The 20,045-nt window shown below is 71.7% G+C and carries 19 protein-coding genes and 2 pseudogenes; 12 read left to right on the plus strand and 9 right to left on the minus strand.

Going from position 1 to position 20,045, the window contains the following annotated elements:
• Window positions 1-128, plus strand: a pseudogene (locus tag RH94_RS43525) (DUF3291 domain-containing protein); the annotation flags it as partial.
• Here RH94_RS43525 and RH94_RS16125 read toward each other — a convergent pair.
• Both RH94_RS16125 and RH94_RS16130 read right to left on the minus strand, forming a co-directional pair.
• Entirely contained in the window at window positions 125-724 is a 600-nt protein-coding gene (locus RH94_RS16125) for a Uma2 family endonuclease (RefSeq protein WP_073948274.1), read from the minus strand. The pseudogene RH94_RS43525 and the gene RH94_RS16125 sit on opposite strands and share 4 nt — an antisense overlap.
• An 80-nt stretch (window positions 725-804) precedes the next feature.
• On the minus strand, window positions 805-1,938 hold the full coding sequence (locus tag RH94_RS16130) for a ferritin-like domain-containing protein (RefSeq protein ID WP_073948275.1): 1,134 nt from the start codon (window positions 1,936-1,938) through the stop codon (window positions 805-807).
• Window positions 1,939-2,071: 133 nt separating this feature from the next.
• On the opposite strand from RH94_RS16130, the gene RH94_RS16135 reads away from it, so the two are divergent.
• The 5 genes and pseudogenes from RH94_RS16135 to RH94_RS43530 form a co-directional block, all read left to right on the plus strand.
• The gene (locus RH94_RS16135; RefSeq protein WP_073948276.1) at window positions 2,072-3,010 is read left to right on the plus strand and encodes an AurF N-oxygenase family protein; all 939 of its coding nucleotides are present in this window, start codon (window positions 2,072-2,074) and stop codon (window positions 3,008-3,010) included.
• A gap of 80 nt (window positions 3,011-3,090) precedes the next feature.
• Window positions 3,091-3,750, plus strand: a complete 660-nt coding sequence (locus RH94_RS16140; protein ID WP_073948277.1) for a TetR/AcrR family transcriptional regulator — start codon at window positions 3,091-3,093, stop codon at window positions 3,748-3,750.
• 10 nt (window positions 3,751-3,760) lie between these two features.
• Complete coding sequence (locus tag RH94_RS16145; RefSeq protein WP_073948278.1) at window positions 3,761-4,063, plus strand: hypothetical protein; 303 nt, start codon at window positions 3,761-3,763, stop codon at window positions 4,061-4,063.
• Window positions 4,064-4,175: 112 nt separating this feature from the next.
• Window positions 4,176-4,979, plus strand: an 804-nt coding sequence (locus RH94_RS16150) for a coiled-coil domain-containing protein (protein ID WP_234425808.1), incomplete at its 3' end; no start/stop codon positions are given.
• Window position 4,980: 1 nt separating this feature from the next.
• A pseudogene (locus RH94_RS43530) lies at window positions 4,981-5,394 on the plus strand (C40 family peptidase); the annotation flags it as partial.
• Here the strand turns inward: RH94_RS43530 and RH94_RS16155 are convergent.
• From RH94_RS16155 to RH94_RS16175, 5 genes are all read right to left on the minus strand, one after another.
• Window positions 5,358-6,620: a styrene monooxygenase/indole monooxygenase family protein gene (locus RH94_RS16155; RefSeq protein ID WP_073948279.1), complete on the minus strand. Its 1,263-nt coding sequence runs from the start codon at window positions 6,618-6,620 to the stop codon at window positions 5,358-5,360. The pseudogene RH94_RS43530 and the gene RH94_RS16155 overlap by 37 nt on opposite strands.
• A 69-nt stretch (window positions 6,621-6,689) precedes the next feature.
• A complete protein-coding gene (locus tag RH94_RS16160) occupies window positions 6,690-7,343 on the minus strand; it encodes a GTP-binding protein (protein ID WP_073948280.1) in 654 nt (217 codons plus the stop codon).
• On the minus strand, window positions 7,324-7,767 hold the full coding sequence (locus tag RH94_RS16165) for a DUF742 domain-containing protein (RefSeq protein ID WP_073948281.1): 444 nt from the start codon (window positions 7,765-7,767) through the stop codon (window positions 7,324-7,326). The genes RH94_RS16160 and RH94_RS16165 overlap by 20 nt, the downstream gene beginning before the upstream one ends.
• Window positions 7,764-8,279: a roadblock/LC7 domain-containing protein gene (locus RH94_RS16170; protein WP_073948282.1), complete on the minus strand. Its 516-nt coding sequence runs from the start codon at window positions 8,277-8,279 to the stop codon at window positions 7,764-7,766. The genes RH94_RS16165 and RH94_RS16170 overlap by 4 nt, the downstream gene beginning before the upstream one ends.
• Entirely contained in the window at window positions 8,276-11,038 is a 2,763-nt protein-coding gene (locus tag RH94_RS16175; protein ID WP_199880974.1) for a nitrate- and nitrite sensing domain-containing protein, read from the minus strand. The genes RH94_RS16170 and RH94_RS16175 overlap by 4 nt, the downstream gene beginning before the upstream one ends.
• Before the next feature lie 416 nt (window positions 11,039-11,454).
• On the opposite strand from RH94_RS16175, the gene RH94_RS16180 reads away from it, so the two are divergent.
• Entirely contained in the window at window positions 11,455-12,243 is a 789-nt protein-coding gene (locus tag RH94_RS16180) for a protein phosphatase 2C domain-containing protein (RefSeq protein WP_073948283.1), read from the plus strand.
• Between the two features lie 187 nt (window positions 12,244-12,430).
• Here the strand turns inward: RH94_RS16180 and RH94_RS16185 are convergent, their stop codons facing one another.
• The gene (locus RH94_RS16185) at window positions 12,431-12,922 is read right to left on the minus strand and encodes a MarR family winged helix-turn-helix transcriptional regulator (RefSeq protein WP_073948284.1); all 492 of its coding nucleotides are present in this window, start codon (window positions 12,920-12,922) and stop codon (window positions 12,431-12,433) included.
• 288 nt (window positions 12,923-13,210) lie between these two features.
• On the opposite strand from RH94_RS16185, the gene RH94_RS16190 reads away from it, so the two are divergent.
• Window positions 13,211-14,032, plus strand: a complete 822-nt coding sequence (locus tag RH94_RS16190; protein WP_073948285.1) for a lysozyme — start codon at window positions 13,211-13,213, stop codon at window positions 14,030-14,032.
• 170 nt (window positions 14,033-14,202) lie between these two features.
• Here the strand turns inward: RH94_RS16190 and lon are convergent, their stop codons facing one another.
• On the minus strand, window positions 14,203-16,665 hold the full coding sequence (gene lon / locus RH94_RS16195) for an endopeptidase La (protein WP_073948286.1): 2,463 nt from the start codon (window positions 16,663-16,665) through the stop codon (window positions 14,203-14,205).
• Between the two features lie 202 nt (window positions 16,666-16,867).
• Here lon and RH94_RS16200 point away from each other — a divergent pair, with 202 nt between their 5' ends.
• From RH94_RS16200 to RH94_RS16215, 4 genes are all read left to right on the plus strand, one after another.
• Window positions 16,868-17,545, plus strand: a complete 678-nt coding sequence (locus tag RH94_RS16200; protein WP_073948287.1) for a spermidine synthase family protein — start codon at window positions 16,868-16,870, stop codon at window positions 17,543-17,545.
• A 122-nt stretch (window positions 17,546-17,667) separates the two neighbouring features.
• On the plus strand, window positions 17,668-18,405 hold the full coding sequence (locus RH94_RS16205; protein WP_073948288.1) for a response regulator transcription factor: 738 nt from the start codon (window positions 17,668-17,670) through the stop codon (window positions 18,403-18,405).
• Window positions 18,402-19,514 (plus strand): sensor histidine kinase, encoded by a 1,113-nt coding sequence (locus RH94_RS16210; protein WP_073948289.1) that lies wholly within the window; start codon window positions 18,402-18,404, stop codon window positions 19,512-19,514. Before RH94_RS16205 ends, RH94_RS16210 begins: the two co-directional genes overlap by 4 nt.
• 278 nt (window positions 19,515-19,792) lie before the next feature.
• Window positions 19,793-20,045 (plus strand): 2-oxoglutarate dehydrogenase E1 subunit family protein (locus RH94_RS16215; protein ID WP_143204025.1); only part of this gene is annotated, 253 nt, incomplete at its 3' end.

Here is a 20,045-nt window from a genome sequence, read left to right on the forward strand (position 1 = left end):
CCCGCCTGCTCCGTCTTCGGGCCGACGGCCCGACGCCGTACGCCTTCACCCTGCGGACGTCGTTCCCGCCGGAAGCGTCGGAACCGGTGCCCGGCGAAGTGCCGGAGGGACTGGGCTGCTCGGTCTAGCGGCGACGGTCGACGGCGGTGAGGTCGATGTCGATGTCGAACGGAACCGCCAGCTTCAGACGGTTCCGGTAGACCCCGTTGGGGATGTACGACCTGGTGACGGAGTCGAGCTCGTAGACATAGACGACGGGAAGGCCCTGCTCCTCCTCGACCCGCCAGTAGTGCGGGATTCCCGCCCCGGCGTACTTGCGGGGCTTGACCTCGCGGTCGCGCGCCACGGAATCCTCGGACACGACCTCGACGGCGAGGACGACGTCCTCGGGCAGGAGCCGTGTGTCCTTGGGCCCGGTGTCGGCGTCGGCGCGGACCACCACGACGTCCGGCTCCGGACGGTTCTGGCGGTTGAGCGTGACGGTGAACTCGCGGAAGACGTCGAACTTGCCCGGCACCTGGTCCAGCAGAGCGAGGTCCAGCAGCCGAATCGTACGCATGTGAAACGAGGTCTGCGGACTCACGAAGACGAGGCTCCCGTCGATCAGCTCCGTGTGCGGAGGCAGGTTCGGGAGCCGGTCCAGGTCGTCCGCCGTCCAGCCGCCGGCCGGCGGACGGGGCCACTCGTAGTCCTCGTCCAGCCCGTACTCGCGTGCGGCGCTCATGATTACTCCCATGCGACGGAGTCTGCTGGTACGTCCAGCGTACCGAGGCGCATATGCCGACTCGCCCTCCGATCAGGTGATCAACCGCCGAGGCGTTGACCCTGTTCGATCGCCTCCTCCACCTCCGCCACCCGCTCCCGCTCCTCCGCCTCGAAGCGTTCCGCGTCCAGCTTCTCCGCGATCTCCTCGTCCTGGGCCATCAGCTGGTCCAGGCTGGAGTCGCCCATCTCGAAGACGCCCATGTCGACGTAGGCCTGCTGGAGGCGTTTGCCCCACAGGCCGATGTCCTTGACGCAGGGGACGATGCGGCTGAAGAGCAACTGGCGGAAGAGGCGCAGGAATTCGGAGCGTTCGCTCAGTTCCTCCGCCTCCGCCTTCGGGATGCCGAAGTTCTCCAGGACTTCGACGCCGCGCAGGCGGTCGCGCATCAGGTAGCAGCCCTCGATGACGAACTCCTCGCGTTCGCGCAGTTCGGCGTCGGTGAGCTGCCGGTAGTAGTCGCGCAGGGCCATGCGGCCGAAGGCCACGTGGCGGGCCTCGTCCTGCATGACGTAGGCGAGGATCTGCTTGGGCAGCGGCTTGTTCGTGGTGTCGCGGATCATGCCGAAGGCCGCCAGCGCCAGGCCCTCGATCAGGACCTGCATGCCCAGGTACGGCATGTCCCAGCGGCTGTCGCGCAGGGTGTCGCCGAGGAGGGACTGCAGGTTGTCGTTGATCGGGTAGACCATCCCGATCTTCTCGTGCAGGAAGCGGCCGTAGATCTCGGCGTGCCGGGCCTCGTCCATGGTCTGGGTCGCCGAGTAGAACTTGGCGTCCAGGTCGGGGACGGACTCCACGATCCGCGCGGCGCAGATCATCGCGCCCTGCTCGCCGTGCAGGAACTGGCTGAACTGCCAGGACGCGAAGTGCCGGCGCAGCTCGCCCTTGTCCCGGTCGGTCATCCTCGCCCAGTACGGCGTGCCGTAGAGGGTCATCGTCTCCTCGGGGGTGCCGAGCGGGTCGTACGGGTCCACCTCCAGGTCCCAGTCGATCCGCCTCTGCCCGTCCCACTGCTTGTCCTTGCCCTTCTGGTACAGGGCGAGGAGCCTCTCGCGGCCGGAGCCGTTCTTCTGGCCAACAAACATGGCCTCCCAGCTGAAGCGGGCCGCTCCGCTCGCGGGGACCTGCCAGTGCGGGTCCCCCGGATTCCTGGCGTACAGGTCGTAGGTCGGCATACTCCGCAGGTTCACACGTAGACACCGGGTCAACAAGTCGTGTGCAAGGGATTGACGGGCTTGCTGACAAGCAGTCTCATAAGGGTCGGAGGGCCGATCCGGCCACATCCCGTACGACGAGGTGGACACAGCCATGACGACCGTGACGGAAGCCGACGCGCTCGCCGGTGTGCGCGACGCCCTCGGCCTGCTCAAGGACCGGGAGCAGGTGGCCGAGCGGCTGCTCGACTCCTCCGCCAGGCACTCCTTCGACCCGGACGAGGAGCTGGACTGGGACGCGCCCTTCGAGGAGGGCAAGTGGTTCTGGCCGCCGGAGCTGGTGTCGCTGTACGACACGCCGCTGTGGAAGCGGATGGGCGAGGAGCAGCGGATCCTGCTCTCCCGGCACGAGGCCGCCGCACTCGCCTCGCTCGGCATCTGGTTCGAGCTCATCCTCATGCAGCTGCTCGTCCGGCACATCTACGACAAGGCGGCGACCAGCGCGCATGTGCGGTACGCGCTGACCGAGATCGAGGACGAGTGCCGGCACTCGAAGATGTTCGCCCGCGTGATCTCGCGCGGCGGCACGCCCTGGTACCCGGTGAGCCGGGTGCACCAGAACCTCGGCCGGCTGTTCAAGACCGTCTCCACGACGCCCGGGTCCTTCACGGCGACCCTGCTCGGCGAGGAGGTCCTGGACTGGATGCAGCGGCTGACGTTCCCGGACGAGCGGGTGCAGCCGCTGATCCGGGGCGTGACGCGGATCCACGTCGTGGAGGAGGCGCGGCACGTGCGGTACGCCCGTGAGGAGCTGCGGCGGCAGATGGTGACCGCGCCGAAGTGGTCGCAGGAGTTCACCCGGATCACCTCGGGCGAGTTCGCCCGGGTGTTCTCCGTCGCCTTCATCAACCCCGAGGTCTACACGAACGTGGGACTGGACAAGCGGGAGGCGATGGCCCAGGTGAAGGCGAGCGGGCATCGGCAGGAGGTCATGCGGACGGGGGCGAGGCGGCTGACGGACTTCCTGGACGACATCGGGATACTGCGGGGTGTCGGCCGGCGGCTGTGGAAGTCGTCGGGGCTGCTGGCGTGACGAGCCGCGGGCGCTCGTGCCCGCCCCGGGCTCTCCGGGCAGGGGGGCGCCGCCGGGGCGGCACGGTTACGCTGCACGTCATGAGCCCTGCCCCGCCCACCCCCGCATACCGAAGGCTCAGTGTCGAGGAGCGGCGCGCCCAACTGCTCGACGCGGCGCTGTCCCTCTTCGCGCACCGGGCGCCCGAGGAGGTGTCGCTGGACGACGTGGCGGAGGCGGCCGGGGTGTCGCGGCCGCTGGTGTACCGGTACTTCCCCGGCGGCAAGCAGCAGCTGTACGAGGCCGCCCTGCGCTCCGCCGCCGAGGAGCTGCGGCACTGCTTCGACGAGCCGCACGAGGGCCCGCTGCTCCCCCGCCTCGCCCGCGCCCTGGACCGCTACCTGGCCTTCGTCGACGGGCACGGCGCCGGGTTCACCGCGCTGCTCCGGGGCGGCAGCGTGGCGGAGACCTCCCGGACGACCGCCATCGTGGACGGGGTGCGCAGGGCCGCCGCCGAGCACATCCTCAGCCACCTCCGGGCCACGGACCCCGGTCCGCGGCTGCGCATGACCGTACGGATGTGGATCACGGCCGTGGAGGCCGCCTCCCTGATCTGGCTCGACGAGGGCAAGCAGCCGCCCGCCGGGGAGCTGCGGGACTGGCTGGTCGAGCAGTTCACGGCCGTGATGGGCGTGACCGCCGCCCGGGACGAACAGACCGCCGCGCTGGTGCGGCGCGTGCTGGCCTCCGAGGATGGCTGACACTGGTGCCGTGAAGAGCGAAGACACCCCGTTCGAGGGCGGGCCGATGGACGGGCGGGTGCTGCCCGTGCTGGTGGGGCCCACCGGGAACCCGCCGAAGACGTACCGCATCCCGGTGCCGGACGCCGCGGGCGGACCGCCGACCGTGCTCGTCTACCGGCGGGTGCCGCGCGGGCACAGCAAGCGGCTGGGACTGCCCCGGGGGTGGAAGTACGAGTTCGATCCCGAGGGAGGGGCCGGCGCCCGGCTGAGGTGGCCGTGGTCCAAGCCGGATTCCCGGGCCGGTGGCAAGCCGGGTGACACCGAGGGGTGACCTCGTTGCGCCGTGTGGCGCAAGGGATGCGCACACAGTCGGTTCATACGTCTCATACGTCTAATCCTCACCGTGCGGAGCGGAAACGCCGCCCCGCACCGGAGGTGATGACGTGTCAGGAAGAGTGCCGCGTCTGCTGTGTTCGGCGGCGGTGGCGGCGCAGGCCGCCCTCACACCGGTGGCCGCCACGGCCGTACCCGTCGTGCCCACCGCACCCGCCGCACCCACCGCACCCACCGCACCCGCCGCACCCGGCCCGCCCGGCCCGCCCGGCCCGCCCGCGCCCGGGCAGCGGTCCGTGGCCGAGCTGCTGACGGACCTCAGGACGCTGTACCGGCAGGCCGAGCACGCCACCGAGACCTACAACGCCACCGAGGAGCGGCTGAGGAAGCAGCGCGCCGAGGCCGTCCGCCTCCACACCGCCCTCGCCCGCGCCCGGCTCGCCCTGGACCGCAGCCGCGCGGAGGCGGGCCGGCTGGCCCGACAGCAGTACCAGGAAAGCACCACCGACCTGTCCTCGTACCTGCGGCTGCTGATGGCCCGCGACCCGCAGCAGGCCCTGGACGAGGGGCATGTGATCGGACAGGCGGCGCGGGAGCGGGCGGAGGCGGTCGACCGGCTGACCGCCGGCGAGAAGAAGGCGGACGTCCTCGCCCGCGCCGCCCGCGAGGCGTACGACACGCAGCTCGCCCTCGCCCGGCGGCAGCAGCGGGCCCGGGACGACGTACGAGGACGGCTGCACGGCGTGGAGCGGCTGCTGGCCTCGCTCAGCGCCGAGCGGCTGGCGGCGCTCGCCGAGTTCGAGAGGAGCGGGATCGCCGTGGCCCAGCGGACGTTCCTGGCCTCCGGGGTGCTCAGCGGCCGGCGCCCGCCGTCGCTCCAGGGCGAACAGGCCGTGCGCTACGCGGTGCGGCAGNAAGCCGTACCAGTGGGGCGCGGCGGGCCCGGCGGCGTACGACTGCTCGGGGCTGACCTCGCAGGCCTGGGGCCACGCCGGGACGCCCATCCCGCGCACCAGTCAGGAGCAGTGGGCCCGTCTGAAGCGCGTTCCGCTGGGCGAGCTGCGCCCCGGCGACCTGGTCGTCTACTTCCCCGAGGCCACCCATGTCGCCCTCTACCTGGGCGACGGCATGGTGGTGCAGGCGCCGCGGCCCGGCGCCAGGGTGAAGGTGTCGCCGGTCGCGGCCAACCCGGTGCTGGGGGCCGTACGGCCCGATCCGGGCGGGGCGCCCCTGCCGCGCTACGCGCCTCCGCGGCTTCCCCCGGGCGCCCTGGACGGACCGGACGCGGGCCTCTACGCGGCGGACGCCCCGGCGACCTCGGCCAGGTAGGCCTGGGCCTTGTCCGGGTCGAAGAAGAAGTTCTCCAGGTCGGCCGGATCGTCGAAGCAGTTGACGAAGCGGTCGGCGACCGGCTGGAGCTCACCGGCCGCCCCGAGGAGGTTCAGGACGTGCTCGGGCGGCGGGGCCAGCATGGCGTTCGTCCACTTGGTGACGTGCTGGGCGGTGGCCCAGTAGCGGTCGAACGTCTGCTGCATCCACTCCTCGTCGAACGGCTCGTCGCCGTGCTCGAGGATCGCCGCCAGGTAGGTGGCGGCGCACTTGGAGGCCGAGTTGGAGCCCTGGCCGGTGATCGGGTCGTTGGCGACGACGACGTCCGCCACACCGAGGACCGCGCCGCCGCCGGGCAGACGGCCGACCGGCTTGCGCACGGTCGGGGCGTAGCGGCCGGCCAGGGTGCCGTTCGCGTCCGTGAGCTCGACGCCGGCGGTCCGCGCGTGTTCCCAGGGCAGGAACGTCTTCATGAGGTCCAGCGTCAGCGCCAGGTGCTCGCCGGGGTCCTTGACGCCGCGGAAGGCGTCGAGCGGGCCGCCGGGTATGCCCTCCCAGAACAGGATGTCGGCGCGGCCGGAGAGGGTGTGGGTCGGCATGATGAACATCTCGCCGACACCGGGGACGATGTTGCAGCGCACCGCGTCGAAGTCCGGGTGCTCCGGGCGCGGGGCCAGGCCGTGCACGTACGCCACCGCCAGCGCGCGCTGCGGCTCGCTGTACGGGGAGCGGGAGGCGTCCCGCTCGAACATCGACACCAGCTCGCCCTTGCCCGCCGAGACGAGGACGAGGTCGTAGGCGCGGGAGAAGTAGTCCAGGTCGCCGACCGCGGCGCCGTGGATGACCAGCCGGCCGCCGCGCTGTGCGAACGTCTCCATCCAGCCGGCCATCTTCACCCGCTGGTCGACCGACTGCGCGTACCCGTCGAGCCTGCCCACCCAGTCGATCGCGCGCTGCGTGGGACCCGGGTCGTGGGAGCCGGGGGCGGCGACCGAGACGCCGAGCCCCTCGATGTTCGGGGCCTGGGACTCCCAGAAGTTCAGCTGCAGGTCCCGTTCGTGCTGGAGAGCGGTGTGGAACATGCACTGCGTCGACATGACCCGGCCGGAGCGGATCTCGTCCGCGGTCCGGTTCGACATCAGGGTGACCTCGTACCCGTGCGACTGGAGACCGAGGGCGAGCTGGAGACCGGACTGGCCGGCCCCCACGACGAGTATTCTCCGCATGCGGGTGCTGCCTCCTACGGCTTCTGGGCTGCTCGCTGACTGACTGCTCGGGGGCGGGTTCCGCGGGTGCTACTCGGGGGTCTCCTCGAGCGCGTGGGCCACGAGGGCCAGCAGGACCTCGATGGCCGAGGTCCGCCGCCGGGCGTCCATGATCATGACAGGTATGTGCGCGGGGATCGTCAGTGCTTCCCGCACGTCCTCCGGCTCGAACATCTCGGTGTCGTCGAAGTGGTTGACGGCGACGACGTACGGCAGCCCGCAGCTCTCGAAGTAGTCCAGTGCCGGGAAGCAGTCCTTCAGGCGGCGGGTGTCGGCCATGACCACGGCGCCGATGGCGCCGCGCACCAGGTCGTCCCACATGAACCAGAACCGCTGCTGGCCCGGCGTGCCGAACAGGTAGAGCACCAGGTCGTCGTCGAGCGTGATGCGGCCGTAGTCCATGGCGACCGTGGTGGTCGTCTTGCCCGGCGTGGCGGTGAGGTCGTCGGTCTCCTCGCTCGCCTCGGTCATCAGCGCCTCGGTCTGCAGCGGCGTGATCTCCGAGACGGCGCCGACCAGCGTGGTCTTGCCCACGCCGAAGCCGCCGGCCACCACGATCTTGGTGGCGATCGGGGCGCGGGTGCGGTCCGTCTGCCAGGACTTCAGCTCCTCGTCGGGCTCGTCGACGAGCGGGACGACGCCGTCGGCGTCGGTGACGGCGGAGTCAGAGACGGCGGAGTCCACTCAGCACCCTTTCCAGCAGAGCGCGGTCCGGCCGGCCCGTGCCGTGGCCGGTCCCGGTTCCGTACACACGGATCTTTCCCTGGTCCGCGAGGTCGCTCAGGAGCACGCGGACCACGCCGAGCGGCATCTTCAGCAGCGCGGCGATCTCGGCCACCGTGCGCATGCGGCGGCACAGTTCGACGATGGCCCGCATCTCCGGCATCACCCGGGTGGTGAGGGAGCCTCCCCCAATGCTGAACGCTTGGGAGGTACCCCCAGCGAGCTCCTTGCGCTCCTGCGGGGCCTCCAGCGCGGCCACGAACGTCTCCACGAGGAGGACGTGGCCGAAGCGGGTGCGGCCGCCGGTGAGCGAGTAGGGGCGGACCCGGGCGGGTTTGCGGTCGCCGCCGCGGACGGGGAGTTTCCTCTTCGGGGAGCTGCTCATCGGGCCGCTCCCCCGGGCCTCCCGGCGTCCTCCGACTCCAGGGACTTGCGCAGCTCGCTGCGGAGTTCCGGCGTCAGGACGTGTCCGGCGCGGCCGACGAAGAGCGCCATGTGGTACGCGACGACGCTCATGTCGCACTCCGCGGAGCCGTGCACGCCGAGCAGCGAGCCGTCGCTGATCGACATGACGAACAGGCTGCCCTCGTCCATCGCGACCATGGTGTGCTTGACGGCACCGGAGTCCATCAGCTTGGCGGCGCCCACGGTGAGGCTGCCGATGCCGGAGACGATGGTGGCGAGGTCGGCGGCGGAGCCGCGGGGACCGGTGCGGGGCGCTGCGCCGGCCTGGCGGGCCTCGTCGTTCCTTCCGGGGTCGGAGGAGAGGAGCAGGAGGCCGTCGGAGGAGACCACGGCGACTGACTGGATGCCGGGGACCTCCTCCACGAGGTTGGTCAGCAGCCAGTGCAGGTTGCGGGCCTCACTGCTCAGTCCGAAGGTGCTGGGCGCGGTCAACTGCTTGCCTCCTCGACTGTGCCCCCCGTTTTCCGGTCTTCGATCTCCGCCTCCACGTCGCGGTGTCCCGCCTTCGCTCCGTGGTGGAAGCCGCCGAGTCGGCGGCGCAGCTCCTCGGCGTCGACGGAGGCGCCACGCCGGCGGGGGGGCTCGGTGGGCGCGGTGATCCTCGGCGTGCGTTTGGGGAGGCCCTTGGCGGTGACGTGTTCTTCTGCTTCTTGGGTCTCGTCGGGGGTGCGCTGGTGTTCCGCCTCCGCGGGGTCCTGCGGAGACGGAGCGGGTTCCGCGGCCTGGGCTTCGCCTTCGGCCGGTTCGTTCCCACCCGCATCACCCGTGCGGGTCTCGTGGTCGGGTGCGGGTGGTCCCTGCGGGGCGTCCTCGCCGTCGACGGCCGCTCGCTCCGGGGCCGCTCGCTCCGGGGTCCCTCGCTCCGGGGCCGGTTCTCCCGCCTGGGACGGGAGCAGGAGCTCCATCGTCGTTTCGGCCGGGGGCTCCGGGGCCGGCTTCTCCGGCTCGGTGCGGGTGGGGAGGACGTTGGAGTTGGCCTCGGCGTCGGCGCCCGGGAGCGACACGCCGGCGGTGTCGGCGGAGGACGGTGCGGAGGCGGGGGCGGCGGGGACGGGCGTCAGGAGGGGCTGGGGGACGACCACGACCGCCGCGGTGCCGCCCTGCTTCTGCTCGCGCAGCTGGACGCGTACGCCGTGGCGTTGGGCGAGGCGGGCGACGACGTAGAGGCCGAGGCCCAGGCCGTCCTCGGCCTCCTGGTCGTAGGAGGCCTCCGGGTCGAAGTCGGCGAGGCGGGCGTTGAGGCGGGTCATCCGGTCGGCGGTCACGCCGATGCCCTCGTCCTGGACGGAGAGCATGACCTCGCCGCTCTCCAGGAGCCAGCCGGAGACCTCGACGGGCTGGTCGGGCGGGGAGAACGAGGTGGCGTTCTCCAGGAGTTCGGCCAGCAGGTGGGACAGGTCGTCCGCGGCGAAGCCGGCCACGTGGGCGTGCGGCGGCAGGGAGGCGATGCGGACACGCTCGTAGCGTTCGATCTCGCTGACCGCGGCGCGGACGACGTCGACCAGCGGGACCGGGCCGGCCGTGTGCTGGACGTGCTCGGTGCCGGCCAGCACGAGGAGGTTCTCGCTGTGCCGGCGCATGACCGTGGCGAAGTGGTCGAGCTTGAACAGGGTGGACAGGCGGTCCGGGTCCTGCTCGCTGTCCTCCAGGCCCTCGATGACGGTGAGCTGCCGCTCGACCAGGCCGAGCGTGCGCAGCGCCAGGTTGACGAAGGTGCCGCCGATGCCGGAGCGCAGCCGCTCCAGCCGTTCGGTGGACTCCTTCAGCTCGGCCTGGAGTTCCTCGCGGACGTCGGCCATCTTCTGGCGCTGGCCGAGCAGGTGCTTGCGGTCGGCCTCCAGGGTGGCGACCCGCTCGGCGAGGGCGGCGGCCTGTGCGTGCAGGGCGTTGACGGAGCGGATGACCTGTGCGAACTCGTCGTTGCGGCCGGTGAACCTGACGGGTTCCTCGGCAGCCGGGTCGGCCGCGCCGGCCAGCCGGGCCGAGCCCAGGCGCAGCACCGCCAGCGGGCGGGTCAGCGTGCGGGCGAGCGCGGTGGCGACGCCGATGGTGACCAGCAGCAGCCCGCCGAGCAGGGCGATGCGGATCTCCAGCGAGGTGACGTCGTCGTCGCGGAGCTTCGCCAGGTCCTTGGTGCGGCGGTCGTAGAGGGAGGACTCCGCGCCGCGCATCAGGTCGACGCGGGCGCTGAGCGCGGCGCCGGCCTTCTTGACGCTGGTGTTCAGCTCGTCGTCGGAGAGCGTCGGCTGGTCGGTGAGGAGGGCGAGGTACTTCTCGGCGGAGTCGACCTCGGGCCCGGTCACGGTGGAGCCGTACGACGCCTTGACGGCCTGGGGCGCGGTGTCGCGGAACGCGGCGAGGGCCGCGTCCGAGCGCAGCCGGGCCTGCTGGGCGGCGACGCTGAGGGCGTCGCGCTGCTTGGTGTCGGCCTCGGAGGAGGTGGCGGCCTGCGTGGGCAGGCCGGTCACCGGGTCGAAGACGGTCTGCGTGGAGTACGGCACGTTCAGGGCGGCGAGCAGCAGTCCGCGGGCGGCGGCGGCCTGCTGGACGGCCGTGTCGAGCTCGGCGAGCGCGTACGCCCCGGAGCCGGCGCGCGTCGGCATCCGCTCGGCCAGCTGTTCGGCGAGCCGGTGCAGTTCGGCGATGGCGGTGGAGTACGCCTGGTGGGCCTGCAGGGCGGTGCTCTGCCCGGTCAGCGCGGCGCGGCGCACGGCGGCGATGCCGTCGAGGTCCTTGCGCAGCCGGGCGGGCGTGTCGGGGTCGGCGCGCAACTCGTCGACCTGGCGGTCCACGCGGGTGCTGCGCTGCTCGGAGGGCGCCTTGGACTTGGGCCGGCCCGCGGCGAGGTAGGAGGTGACCTCGTCGCGCTCGTCGGCGAGCGAGTGCGCGAGGGTGAGCGCGTCCTGGGTCTGCTCGGCGAGCGTCACCAGTTCCTGGGAGTCGCTCAGCTGCCCGGAGGCGGCGATCACCGAAGGGGCGCCGGCGCCCGCCACGGCGGCGGCCACGACGGCGACGGCGGCGATCAGGCGGTTGCGTACATGGGTGGGGCGCCCCTTGCCCACGGGGGCGGCAGCGGGCGTGCCGGACTTTCCGGGCGTGCCGGGCGTGCCGGGCGTCTGCTCCGGGTCTCCTGCCAAGGCCGTCTTCTTGCCTGTGCGCCGAGGCCGCGTCTTCTGCACCGGTGCTCGCATTCCTGTACTCGTGTACTCATGGGCCCGGGTGGTGCCCCCGTCAGCCGGCGCGGACAGGCGCGTACACCCTCCCCCGCGCTCTCGGCTCCGCTCGAACCACGAGGAGCAGGGGGACCTGCATCGGTCCCCGACCCTCCCAGTGCCGGTGGGTGGTGGTCCCGCATCGTCCGACCGGCCACCCGAAGGAGTGAACCCCGGAGGGGAGTTGGCGGGCAAGTTCCTCCGGCGTGTGCGCCGGGCGTGTGCGGGGGGCCGGTTGGACGTCCGCGGCAGGCTTTGGCAATATTCGCCGCCACACCTTCCCGGAGCGTTCCATTCCCGCTCAAAACAGACGCCTGACCTGCGTCGCCGCGCCATTTCCCGACTGATTGCCACCCTTTCGCAAACCTTGTGAAGGGCTCGTGCAGACTGGCTGGATGCGCACTGAGGTTGTTTCGGAGCCCGGCCACCGCGACCGCCCCAACGAGGACTTCGCGAGTGTCGGACTGCCCGCGTTTGGACAGGGTGGTTGCCTTGTCGTCCTGGACGGAGTGACGCCACCGAGAACCGGGACGGGGTGTTCGCATTCGGTCTCGTGGTTCACCACCCGGCTCGGCGGAGCACTGACCGAACTGACCGTTTCCTGCCCAGATCTGACGCTGCCGGAGATTCTTTCGCGTGCGATTCTCCGTACCGCCGAACCCCACGCCGCGACCTGTGACCTTTCTCACCCGCGCACTCCTCAGTCGACCGTCGTTCTGGCGCGCTGGTCGGCGGAGACGGTCGACTACCTGGTGCTGTCCGACTCGGTGCTGCTGCTGGAGTCCGCCGACGGCTCGGTCATCCCCGTTCTGGACGACCGGCTGGCCCGCCTCCCCCGGGCCTCGCTCGCCACCGACGCGCTCATCGACGCCGTCGTCCGCAACAAGGAGGGCGGCTTCTTCACCGCGGCGGCGGACCCCTCGGTGGCGGAGCGGGCCGTGACGGGCAGCGTGCCGCGCCACGAGGTCCGCGCGCTGGCCGCGCTGACCGACGGGGCGGCGCGCTGGGTGGAGAAGTTCCGCGAGGGCGACTGGGTCCGGTGCGTCGGCCTCGTACGGAAGGAGGGGGCGCGGGCGCTGGTGGAGCGGGTACGGGCCCTGGAGGCGGCCGACAAGGAGGAGCGGACGTACCTGCGGCGCAGCAAGACGCACGACGACGCGACGGTGGTGTTCGTGGAACCCTGAGGACCGGCCGGGGGCCGAACTGAGCGCCACCGGGGGGCCGGCCAGGGCCGGTCGGAAGCCGACCGGGGGCCGGTCGAGGGGTCGTTCGAGGCCGACCGGGGGCCGGTCAGGGCCGGTTGAGGATCGCCGGGGCCGGCCGAGGACCGGTCAGGGGCCGACCGGGGCGCTCGGGGCCGGCCGGGGGCGGCTACTTCTCCATGACTCCGTTCAACTGGTGCAGCAGTCGGGCCAGTTCGGCCACCTCGCGGCGGTCCCAGTGGGCGAGCTGGCTGACGTAGCGGGCGCGGCGGGCCTCGCGCACCTGGCCGACGCGGCGGCGGCCGTCCTCGGTGAGGGCCACCAGCCAGGCCCGCCCGTCCGCGGGATCCGGCTCGCGGGCGACGAGGCCGAGCTCCTCCAGGGCGCGCAGCTGGCGGGACATGGTGGCCTTGCCGACGCCGATGTACGCGGCGAGGTCCGTGGCGCGTCGGCCGCCGCACTCCTCCAGCCGGACCAGCAGACCGTACGCGGCGGACTCCAGGTCGGGATGGACCTCGCGGGCCATCTCGCCCTGGTTGGCCCTCGCGCGCCGCAACAGCACCGTCAGTTCCCGCTCCAGGGAGAGGAATTCCCGGTCCACACCACTCGGTGACGCGCCGGACGCGACTTCACGTCCGCCGCGGTTTGCGTCTTCGTGCACGTCAGCCCCTGCCTGAAGTTTCCCGTTGCTGAAAGTTTCCGCCAGTCCGGCCCATCGCCGCAGCTCCGTCAGTATTTCGCAGGCGTAGACCAACGGCGGGCCCCGGATCCCCTTCCCAGGCGGGGTCTACGTGCGTAGCTTCTTGACCAGGCAACCACTGGCATGCTCACGCCACTGCCGTGACCTGCGGCTACGGCCGCGATCCGGCGGTGACCCGCCCTCCCCAGCGGAACGGGGCGTGCCCGCGTTTCCCCCCACCGAGCACCACCGAACTTTCGGAGGCACGCCATGCCCGTGCACAGATCCGGAACGGCCCGCCCGCGGCGGCTCACCGCCGCGGGAATCCTGCTCGCCGCGTTCTCCCTGCTGTTCACCCTCCCCTCCGCCGCCGCCACCGCACCCGCCCGCGGCTCGGCGTACCTGGGGATGGGCGTCCTGGCGCACGACGGCCGGGGCGGCGGCACACCGTCACTCGCCGCCGTCACCCAGACCGAGGGCGTCGACGTCAGCGGCCACCAGGGCAACGTCGCCTGGTCCACGCTGTGGAACAGCGGCGTCAAGTGGGCCTACACCAAGGCCACCGAGGGGACGTACTACACGAACCCCTACTTCGCCCAGCAGTACAACGGCTCGTACAACATCGGCATGCTCCGCGGCGCGTACCACTTCGCGACCCCGGACACCACCAGCGGCGCCGCCCAGGCCAACTACTTCGTCGACCACGGCGGCGGCTGGTCCCGCGACGGCAGGACCCTGCCCGGCGTCCTCGACATCGAGTGGAACCCCTACGGAGACGCCTGCTACGGCAAGTCGGCGAGCGCCATGGTCGGCTGGATCGCCGACTTCCTGAACACCTACAGGGCCCGCACGGGCCGGGACGCCGTGATCTACACGGCCACCAGCTGGTGGACCCAGTGCACCGGCAACCACGGCGGCTTCGCCGCCAACAACCCGCTGTGGATCGCCCGCTACGCCTCGGACCCGGGGACGCTGCCGGCCGGCTGGGGCTTCCACACGATGTGGCAGTACACGTCGTCGGGGCCGACGGTCGGTGACCACGACAAGTTCAACGGCGCCTACGACCGGGTGCAGGCACTGGCCAACGGCTGAGCACCCATCCCCGGCCGGGGGCCCGGGGGTCGCCCCCCGGACAAACACGGCAACGGCGCCTACGACCGGGTGCAGGCACTGGCCAACGGCTGACGCCCGTTCGTGGGCACGCGGGGCGAAGGCCCGGGCCTCCCTCACGGGACCCGGGCCTTCTCATCCGGTCGCCTCCGTCACGCGGCGACCGGAACCTCCGGCGCCGCACCGTCCGCCGCCGGTGCGAGCGCCAGCTCCAGGACCTGGCGGACGTCGGTGACGGTGTGGACGTCGAGCTCGTCCAGCACCTCGGCCGGGACGTCGTCCAGGTCGGCTTCGTTGCGCTTGGGGATGACGACGGTGGTCACCCCGGCGCGGTGGGCGGCGAGCAGCTTCTGCTTCACGCCGCCGATGGGCAGGACCCGTCCGGTCAGCGACACCTCGCCGGTCATCGCCACGTCCGTGCGGACCAGACGGCCGGAGAGCAGGGACGCGAGGGCCGTGGTCATCGTGATGCCCGCGCTCGGGCCGTCCTTGGGGACCGCGCCGGCCGGGAAGTGGATGTGCACGCCCCGCTCCTTCAGGTCGCCCACGGGCAGCTCCAGCTCGGCGCCGTGGCTGCGCAGGAAGCTCAGCGCGATCTGCGCGGACTCCTTCATCACGTCGCCCAGCTGGCCGGTCAGGGTCAGGCCGGCCGCGCCCGTCTCGGGGTCGGCGAGGGACGCCTCGACGAAGAGGACGTCGCCGCCGGCTCCGGTGACCGCGAGGCCGGTCGCCACGCCCGGGACGGACGTACGGCGCTCGGCCGGGTCCTGGGCGGACTCGGGCACGTGGTGCGGACGGCCGACCAGCGCGCGCAGGTCGTCCTCGGTGACGGTGAACGGCAGCTCCCGCTCGCCCAGTTCGTGCTGGGCCGCGATCTTGCGCAGCAGCCGGGCGATGGACCGCTCCAGGGTGCGCACGCCCGCCTCGCGCGTGTACTCGCCGGCCAGCCTGCGCAGCGCGCCCTCCTCGATCGTGACCTCGTCCGCGCGCAGACCGGCCCGCTCCAGCTGGCGCGGGAGCAGGTGGTCACGGGCGATGACGACCTTCTCGTTCTCGGTGTAGCCGTCCAGGCGCACGATCTCCATACGGTCGGCGAGGGCCTCCGGGATCGCCTCCAGGACGTTGGCGGTGGCGAGGAAGACGACGTCCGACAGGTCCAGCTCGACCTCCAGGTAGTGGTCCCGGAAGGTGTGGTTCTGGGCCGGGTCGAGGACTTCGAGCAGGGCCGCGGCCGGGTCGCCGCGGAAGTCGGAGCCCACCTTGTCGATCTCGTCGAGCAGGACCACCGGGTTCATGGACCCGGCCTCCTTGATCGCGCGCACGATCCGGCCGGGCAGCGCGCCGACGTACGTACGGCGGTGGCCGCGGATCTCGGCCTCGTCGCGGACGCCGCCGAGGGCGACGCGGACGAACCTGCGGCCCATGGCGTGGGCGACGGACTCGCCGAGGCTCGTCTTGCCGACACCGGGAGGCCCCACGAGCGCGAGTACGGCACCTCCGCGCCGGCCGCCGATCACCCCCAGGCCGCGGTCGCCGCGGCGCTTGCGCACGGCCAGGTACTCGGTGATGCGTTCCTTCACGTCCCGGAGGCCGGAGTGCTCGGCGTCGAGCACCGCCCTGGCGCCCTGGATGTCGTAGGCGTCCTCGGTCCGCTCGTTCCACGGCATGTCGAGGACCGTGTCGAGCCAGGTGCGGATCCAGGAGCCCTCGGGTGAGGCGTCGGAGGCGCGCTCCAGCTTGTCGACCTCCTTGAGCGCGGCCTCGCGGACCTTCTCGGGCAGGTCGGCGGCCTCGACGCGGGCGCGGTAGTCGTCGGACTCCTCGCCCTCCTCCTCTCCGTTCAGCTCGCGCAGCTCCTTGCGGACGGCTTCGAGCTGGCGGCGCAGCAGGAACTCGCGCTGCTGCTTGTCGACGCCCTCCTGGACGTCCTTGGCGATGGCCTCGGCGACGTCCTGCTCGGCGAGGTGGTCGCGCAGTTGCCGGGTGGCGAGCCTGAGGCGGGCGACCGGGTCGGCGGTCTCCAGCAGTTCGAGCTTCTGCTCAATGGTGAGGAACGGCGAGTAGCCGGAGTTGTCGGCGAGCGCGGAGACGTCGTCGATGGCCTGGACGCGGTCGACGACCTGCCAGGCGCCGCGCTTGCGCAGCCAGGCGGTGGCGAGGGCCTTGTACTCCTTGACAAGGGTGTCGACCTGCCCGGGGTGGGGGTCTTCCTTGTTCGAACGGAGTTGAGAACTTGGGGAAGGGTCGGGCACGTTCTCGTCGATCCGCGTCCCCTCGACCCACAGCGCGGCACCCGGCCCGGTGGTCCCGGCCCCGATCCGCACACGTCCGCGGCCGCGGACGAGCGCGCCCGGGTCACCGCCGGCCAGCCGGCCGACCTGCTCGACCGTGCCCAGGACGCCGGTCCCGGCGTACGTCCCCTCGACGCGGGGCACCAGCAGCACTCTGGGCTTGCCCGGCTCGTCCCGCGCGGCGGCCTGCGCGGCCTCCACCGCGGCCCGCACCTCGGAGTCGCTCAGATCCAGCGGGACCACCATCCCGGGCAGCACGACCTCGTCGTCGAGCGGCAGCACGGGCAGGGTGAGCGGTGTGAACGCGGTGGACTCAGCAGCCATGATCTCCCCTTCGGCAGTCAAGTTGAGCTCTGCCGACTCAATGCACGGGGATCGCCGATTGTTCCCCGCCTCACGTTCGCTGTGAGCGATCACGAAAACCGCGCCGCGGCGCGGTCGTGCGTGCTCGCACAGCGCACACACGCGCGTGCGTGTCACCCGTTATCCACGTGGGCGTACCGGCGTGTTGGGGCAGGATGACCCCATGACCACCTGGTACGACGCCCCCGTGGTGCTGGACCGTCGCGAGGGTCCCTACGGCGAGGTCGTGCTGCGGCGGCACGGCGCGCTGCTGCAGATCATCGCCAACGGCTGCTTCCTGATGGACACCTCCGACGGCCGCTCCGAGCGCCTCCTCGTCGACGCGGCACTCACCGCGCTGGACGCCCGGCCCGAGCCGGGCGTGCTGATCGGCGGCCTGGGTGTCGGCTTCTCACTCGTGCACGCCGCCGCGAATCCCCGCTGGGGACGGATCACCGTCGTCGAGCGCGAACCCGCGATCGTCGGCTGGCACCGCGACGGCCCCCTCGCCGAACTGACCGCCCGGGCACTCGCCGACCCGCGCACCGAGGTCGTCGAAGCCGATCTGGTCGCGTACGTCAATGAGACTTCCGCCACGTTCGACGCGCTGTGCCTCGACATCGACAACGGCCCCGACTGGACGGTCACCGAGGACAACGAGGAGCTGTACCGGCCGACCGGACTGGCAAGCTGTGCAAGGGTGTTGACGCCGGGTGGGGTGCTCGCCGTGTGGTCGGCGAAGCCGTCTCCGGAATTTGAAGGAACCTTGCGGAATGTCGGGTTCCAACAGGTGCGCACCGAAGAGATCCCCGTTGCCCGGGGCGTTCCCGACGTCGTGCACCTCGGGGTCCGACCTGGATAGAAAAGCCGCGGCGACTCCCCGTACGCTGCTGACCTGACGCCGATCATTCAAGCGTCAATCGCGATCACGCGCAGTCAACGGATCACCGCACGGATTCCGGAAAGCACACTCAGGGGCGGGCGATGGAACAGACACACACCGCGCACAACGGCACGACGGCCACTCCCGGCGCCCAGCGCCGGGTACTGGTGGTCGAGGACGACCAGACCATCCAGGACGCCATCGCCACCCGCCTGCGCGCCGAGGGATTCCTCGTGCAGACCGCGGGCGACGGTCCGGCGGCCGTCGACACCGCCGAGGCCTGGCAGCCGGACCTGCTGATCCTCGACATCATGCTGCCCGGCTTCGACGGCCTGGAGGTCTGCCGCCGGGTGCAGGCCCAGCGCCCGGTGCCGGTGCTGATGCTCACCGCGCGGGACGACGAGACCGACATGCTGGTCGGCCTCGGGGTCGGCGCCGACGACTACATGACCAAGCCGTTCTCGATGCGCGAGCTGGCCGCACGCGTGCACGTACTGCTGCGCCGCATGGAGCGGGCCGCGCTCGCCGCGACGACGCCGCGCAGCGGCATCCTGCGTCTGGGCGAACTGGAGATCGACCACGCCCAGCGCCGGGTGCGGGTGCGCAGCGAGGACGTCCACCTCACGCCGACGGAGTTCGACCTCCTGGTGTGCCTGGCGAACACCCCGCGCGCGGTGCTCTCCCGCGAGCAGCTGCTGGCGGAGGTGTGGGACTGGGCGGACGCCTCCGGCACCCGGACCGTGGACAGCCACATCAAGGCGCTGCGCCGGAAGATCGGCGCCGAGCGGATCCGCACGGTGCACGGCGTGGGTTACGCGCTGGAGACACCGACCCCATGAGCGACGGGCCGGCCGCACGGAGGGACCCGGGGGATCCCTGGGGTGGCGTACGCCCGTTCTCGATCAAAACCAAGCTGGGCGCGCTGGTCGTCATCTCGGTGCTGATCACCACGGGTCTGCTGCTGGTCGCGGTGCGCACGGCGACGGAGCTGCGCTTCATCACGGTCTTCTCGATGATCGCCACGCTGCTCATCACGCAGTTCGTGGCGCACTCGCTCACCGCGCCGCTGGACGAGATGAACACGGTGGCCCGCTCCATCTCGCACGGCGACTACACGCGCCGGGTGCGCGAGAACCGCCGGGACGAGCTGGGCGACCTGGCCCAGACGATCAACCGCATGGCCGACGACCTGGAGGCCCAGGACCGTCAGCGCAAGGAGCTGGTGGCGAACGTCTCGCACGAGCTGCGCACCCCCATCGCGGGTCTGCGCGCGGTGCTGGAGAACATCGTCGACGGGGTCACCGAGGCCGACCCCGAGACCATGCGCACGGCGCTGAAGCAGACCGAGCGGCTGGGCCGGCTGGTGGAGACGCTGCTGGACCTGTCCCGCCTGGACAACGGCGTGGTGCCGCTCAAGCAGCGGCGCTTCGAGGTGTGGCCCTATCTGGCGGGCGTGCTGAAGGAGGCCAACATGGTCGCCTCGGCCCGCGCGGGCATCGCCTCCGGCTCCGGCAGCCACACCCGTACGGACGTCCATCTGCACCTCGACGTCCACCCGCCGGAGCTGACCGCCCACGCGGACCCCGAGCGCATCCACCAGGTCGTCGCCAATCTGATCGACAACGCGGTCAAGCACAGCCCGCCGCACGGGCGCGTGACGGTGAAGGCGCGGCGCGGCCCGCAGCCGGAGTCACTGGAGATCGAGGTCCTCGACGAGGGGCCGGGCATCCCTCGGTCGGAGTGGCACCGCGTCTTCGAGCGTTTCAACCGGGGCGCGGTGAGCCGGCCGCACGGCCCGGGCAGCGACGGCGGCACCGGACTCGGTCTGGCGATCGCCCGCTGGGCGGTGGATCTGCACGGCGGCCGGATCGGTGTGGCCGAATCCGAGCGTGGCTGCCGGATCCTCGTCACCCTTCCGGGGCTCTCCCCTTCTGCCAAGTTGACGTAAAGTTCGATCTCGGACCACCAAGATCCACGAGCGTCCCCGCTGACGGACACGTGTGATCAGGCAGGGGCCTGCGACTCCCAGGGGCCAGGCCCGGGCCCACCCTTCCCACGTACAGCGGAACCACGCTTGTTTCCCGCCAATTCAAGCCCTGAAACCCGGCTTTTGATGTGACTTACGTGACGAAGAAGCGGCCCGACCTCACCTTGCCGGTCCAAGAGGCGTAGCCTTGATTCCCGCTGTCCCATCATCTTGTGAAGCGGAAGAGGGCGGTTACCGCTGTGTCGCCACAGTCCCCCAGTAACACGAGCGTCTCGACCGAAACGGACCAAGCCGGGAAGAACCCCGCGGCCGCGTTCGGTGCCAACGAGTGGCTCGTCGACGAGATCTATCAGCAGTACCTCCAGGACCCGAACTCCGTAGACCGCGCCTGGTGGGACTTCTTCGCCGACTACAAGCAGGGTGCGGCTGCCGCCCCGGCTTCGGCGGACACCGCGGCCACGGGGACCGCGGGGACCACCACCGCGCCCCAGG

Source organism: Streptomyces kebangsaanensis (genome assembly GCF_001906585.1).
Taxonomy (GTDB): domain Bacteria; phylum Actinomycetota; class Actinomycetes; order Streptomycetales; family Streptomycetaceae; genus Streptomyces; species Streptomyces kebangsaanensis.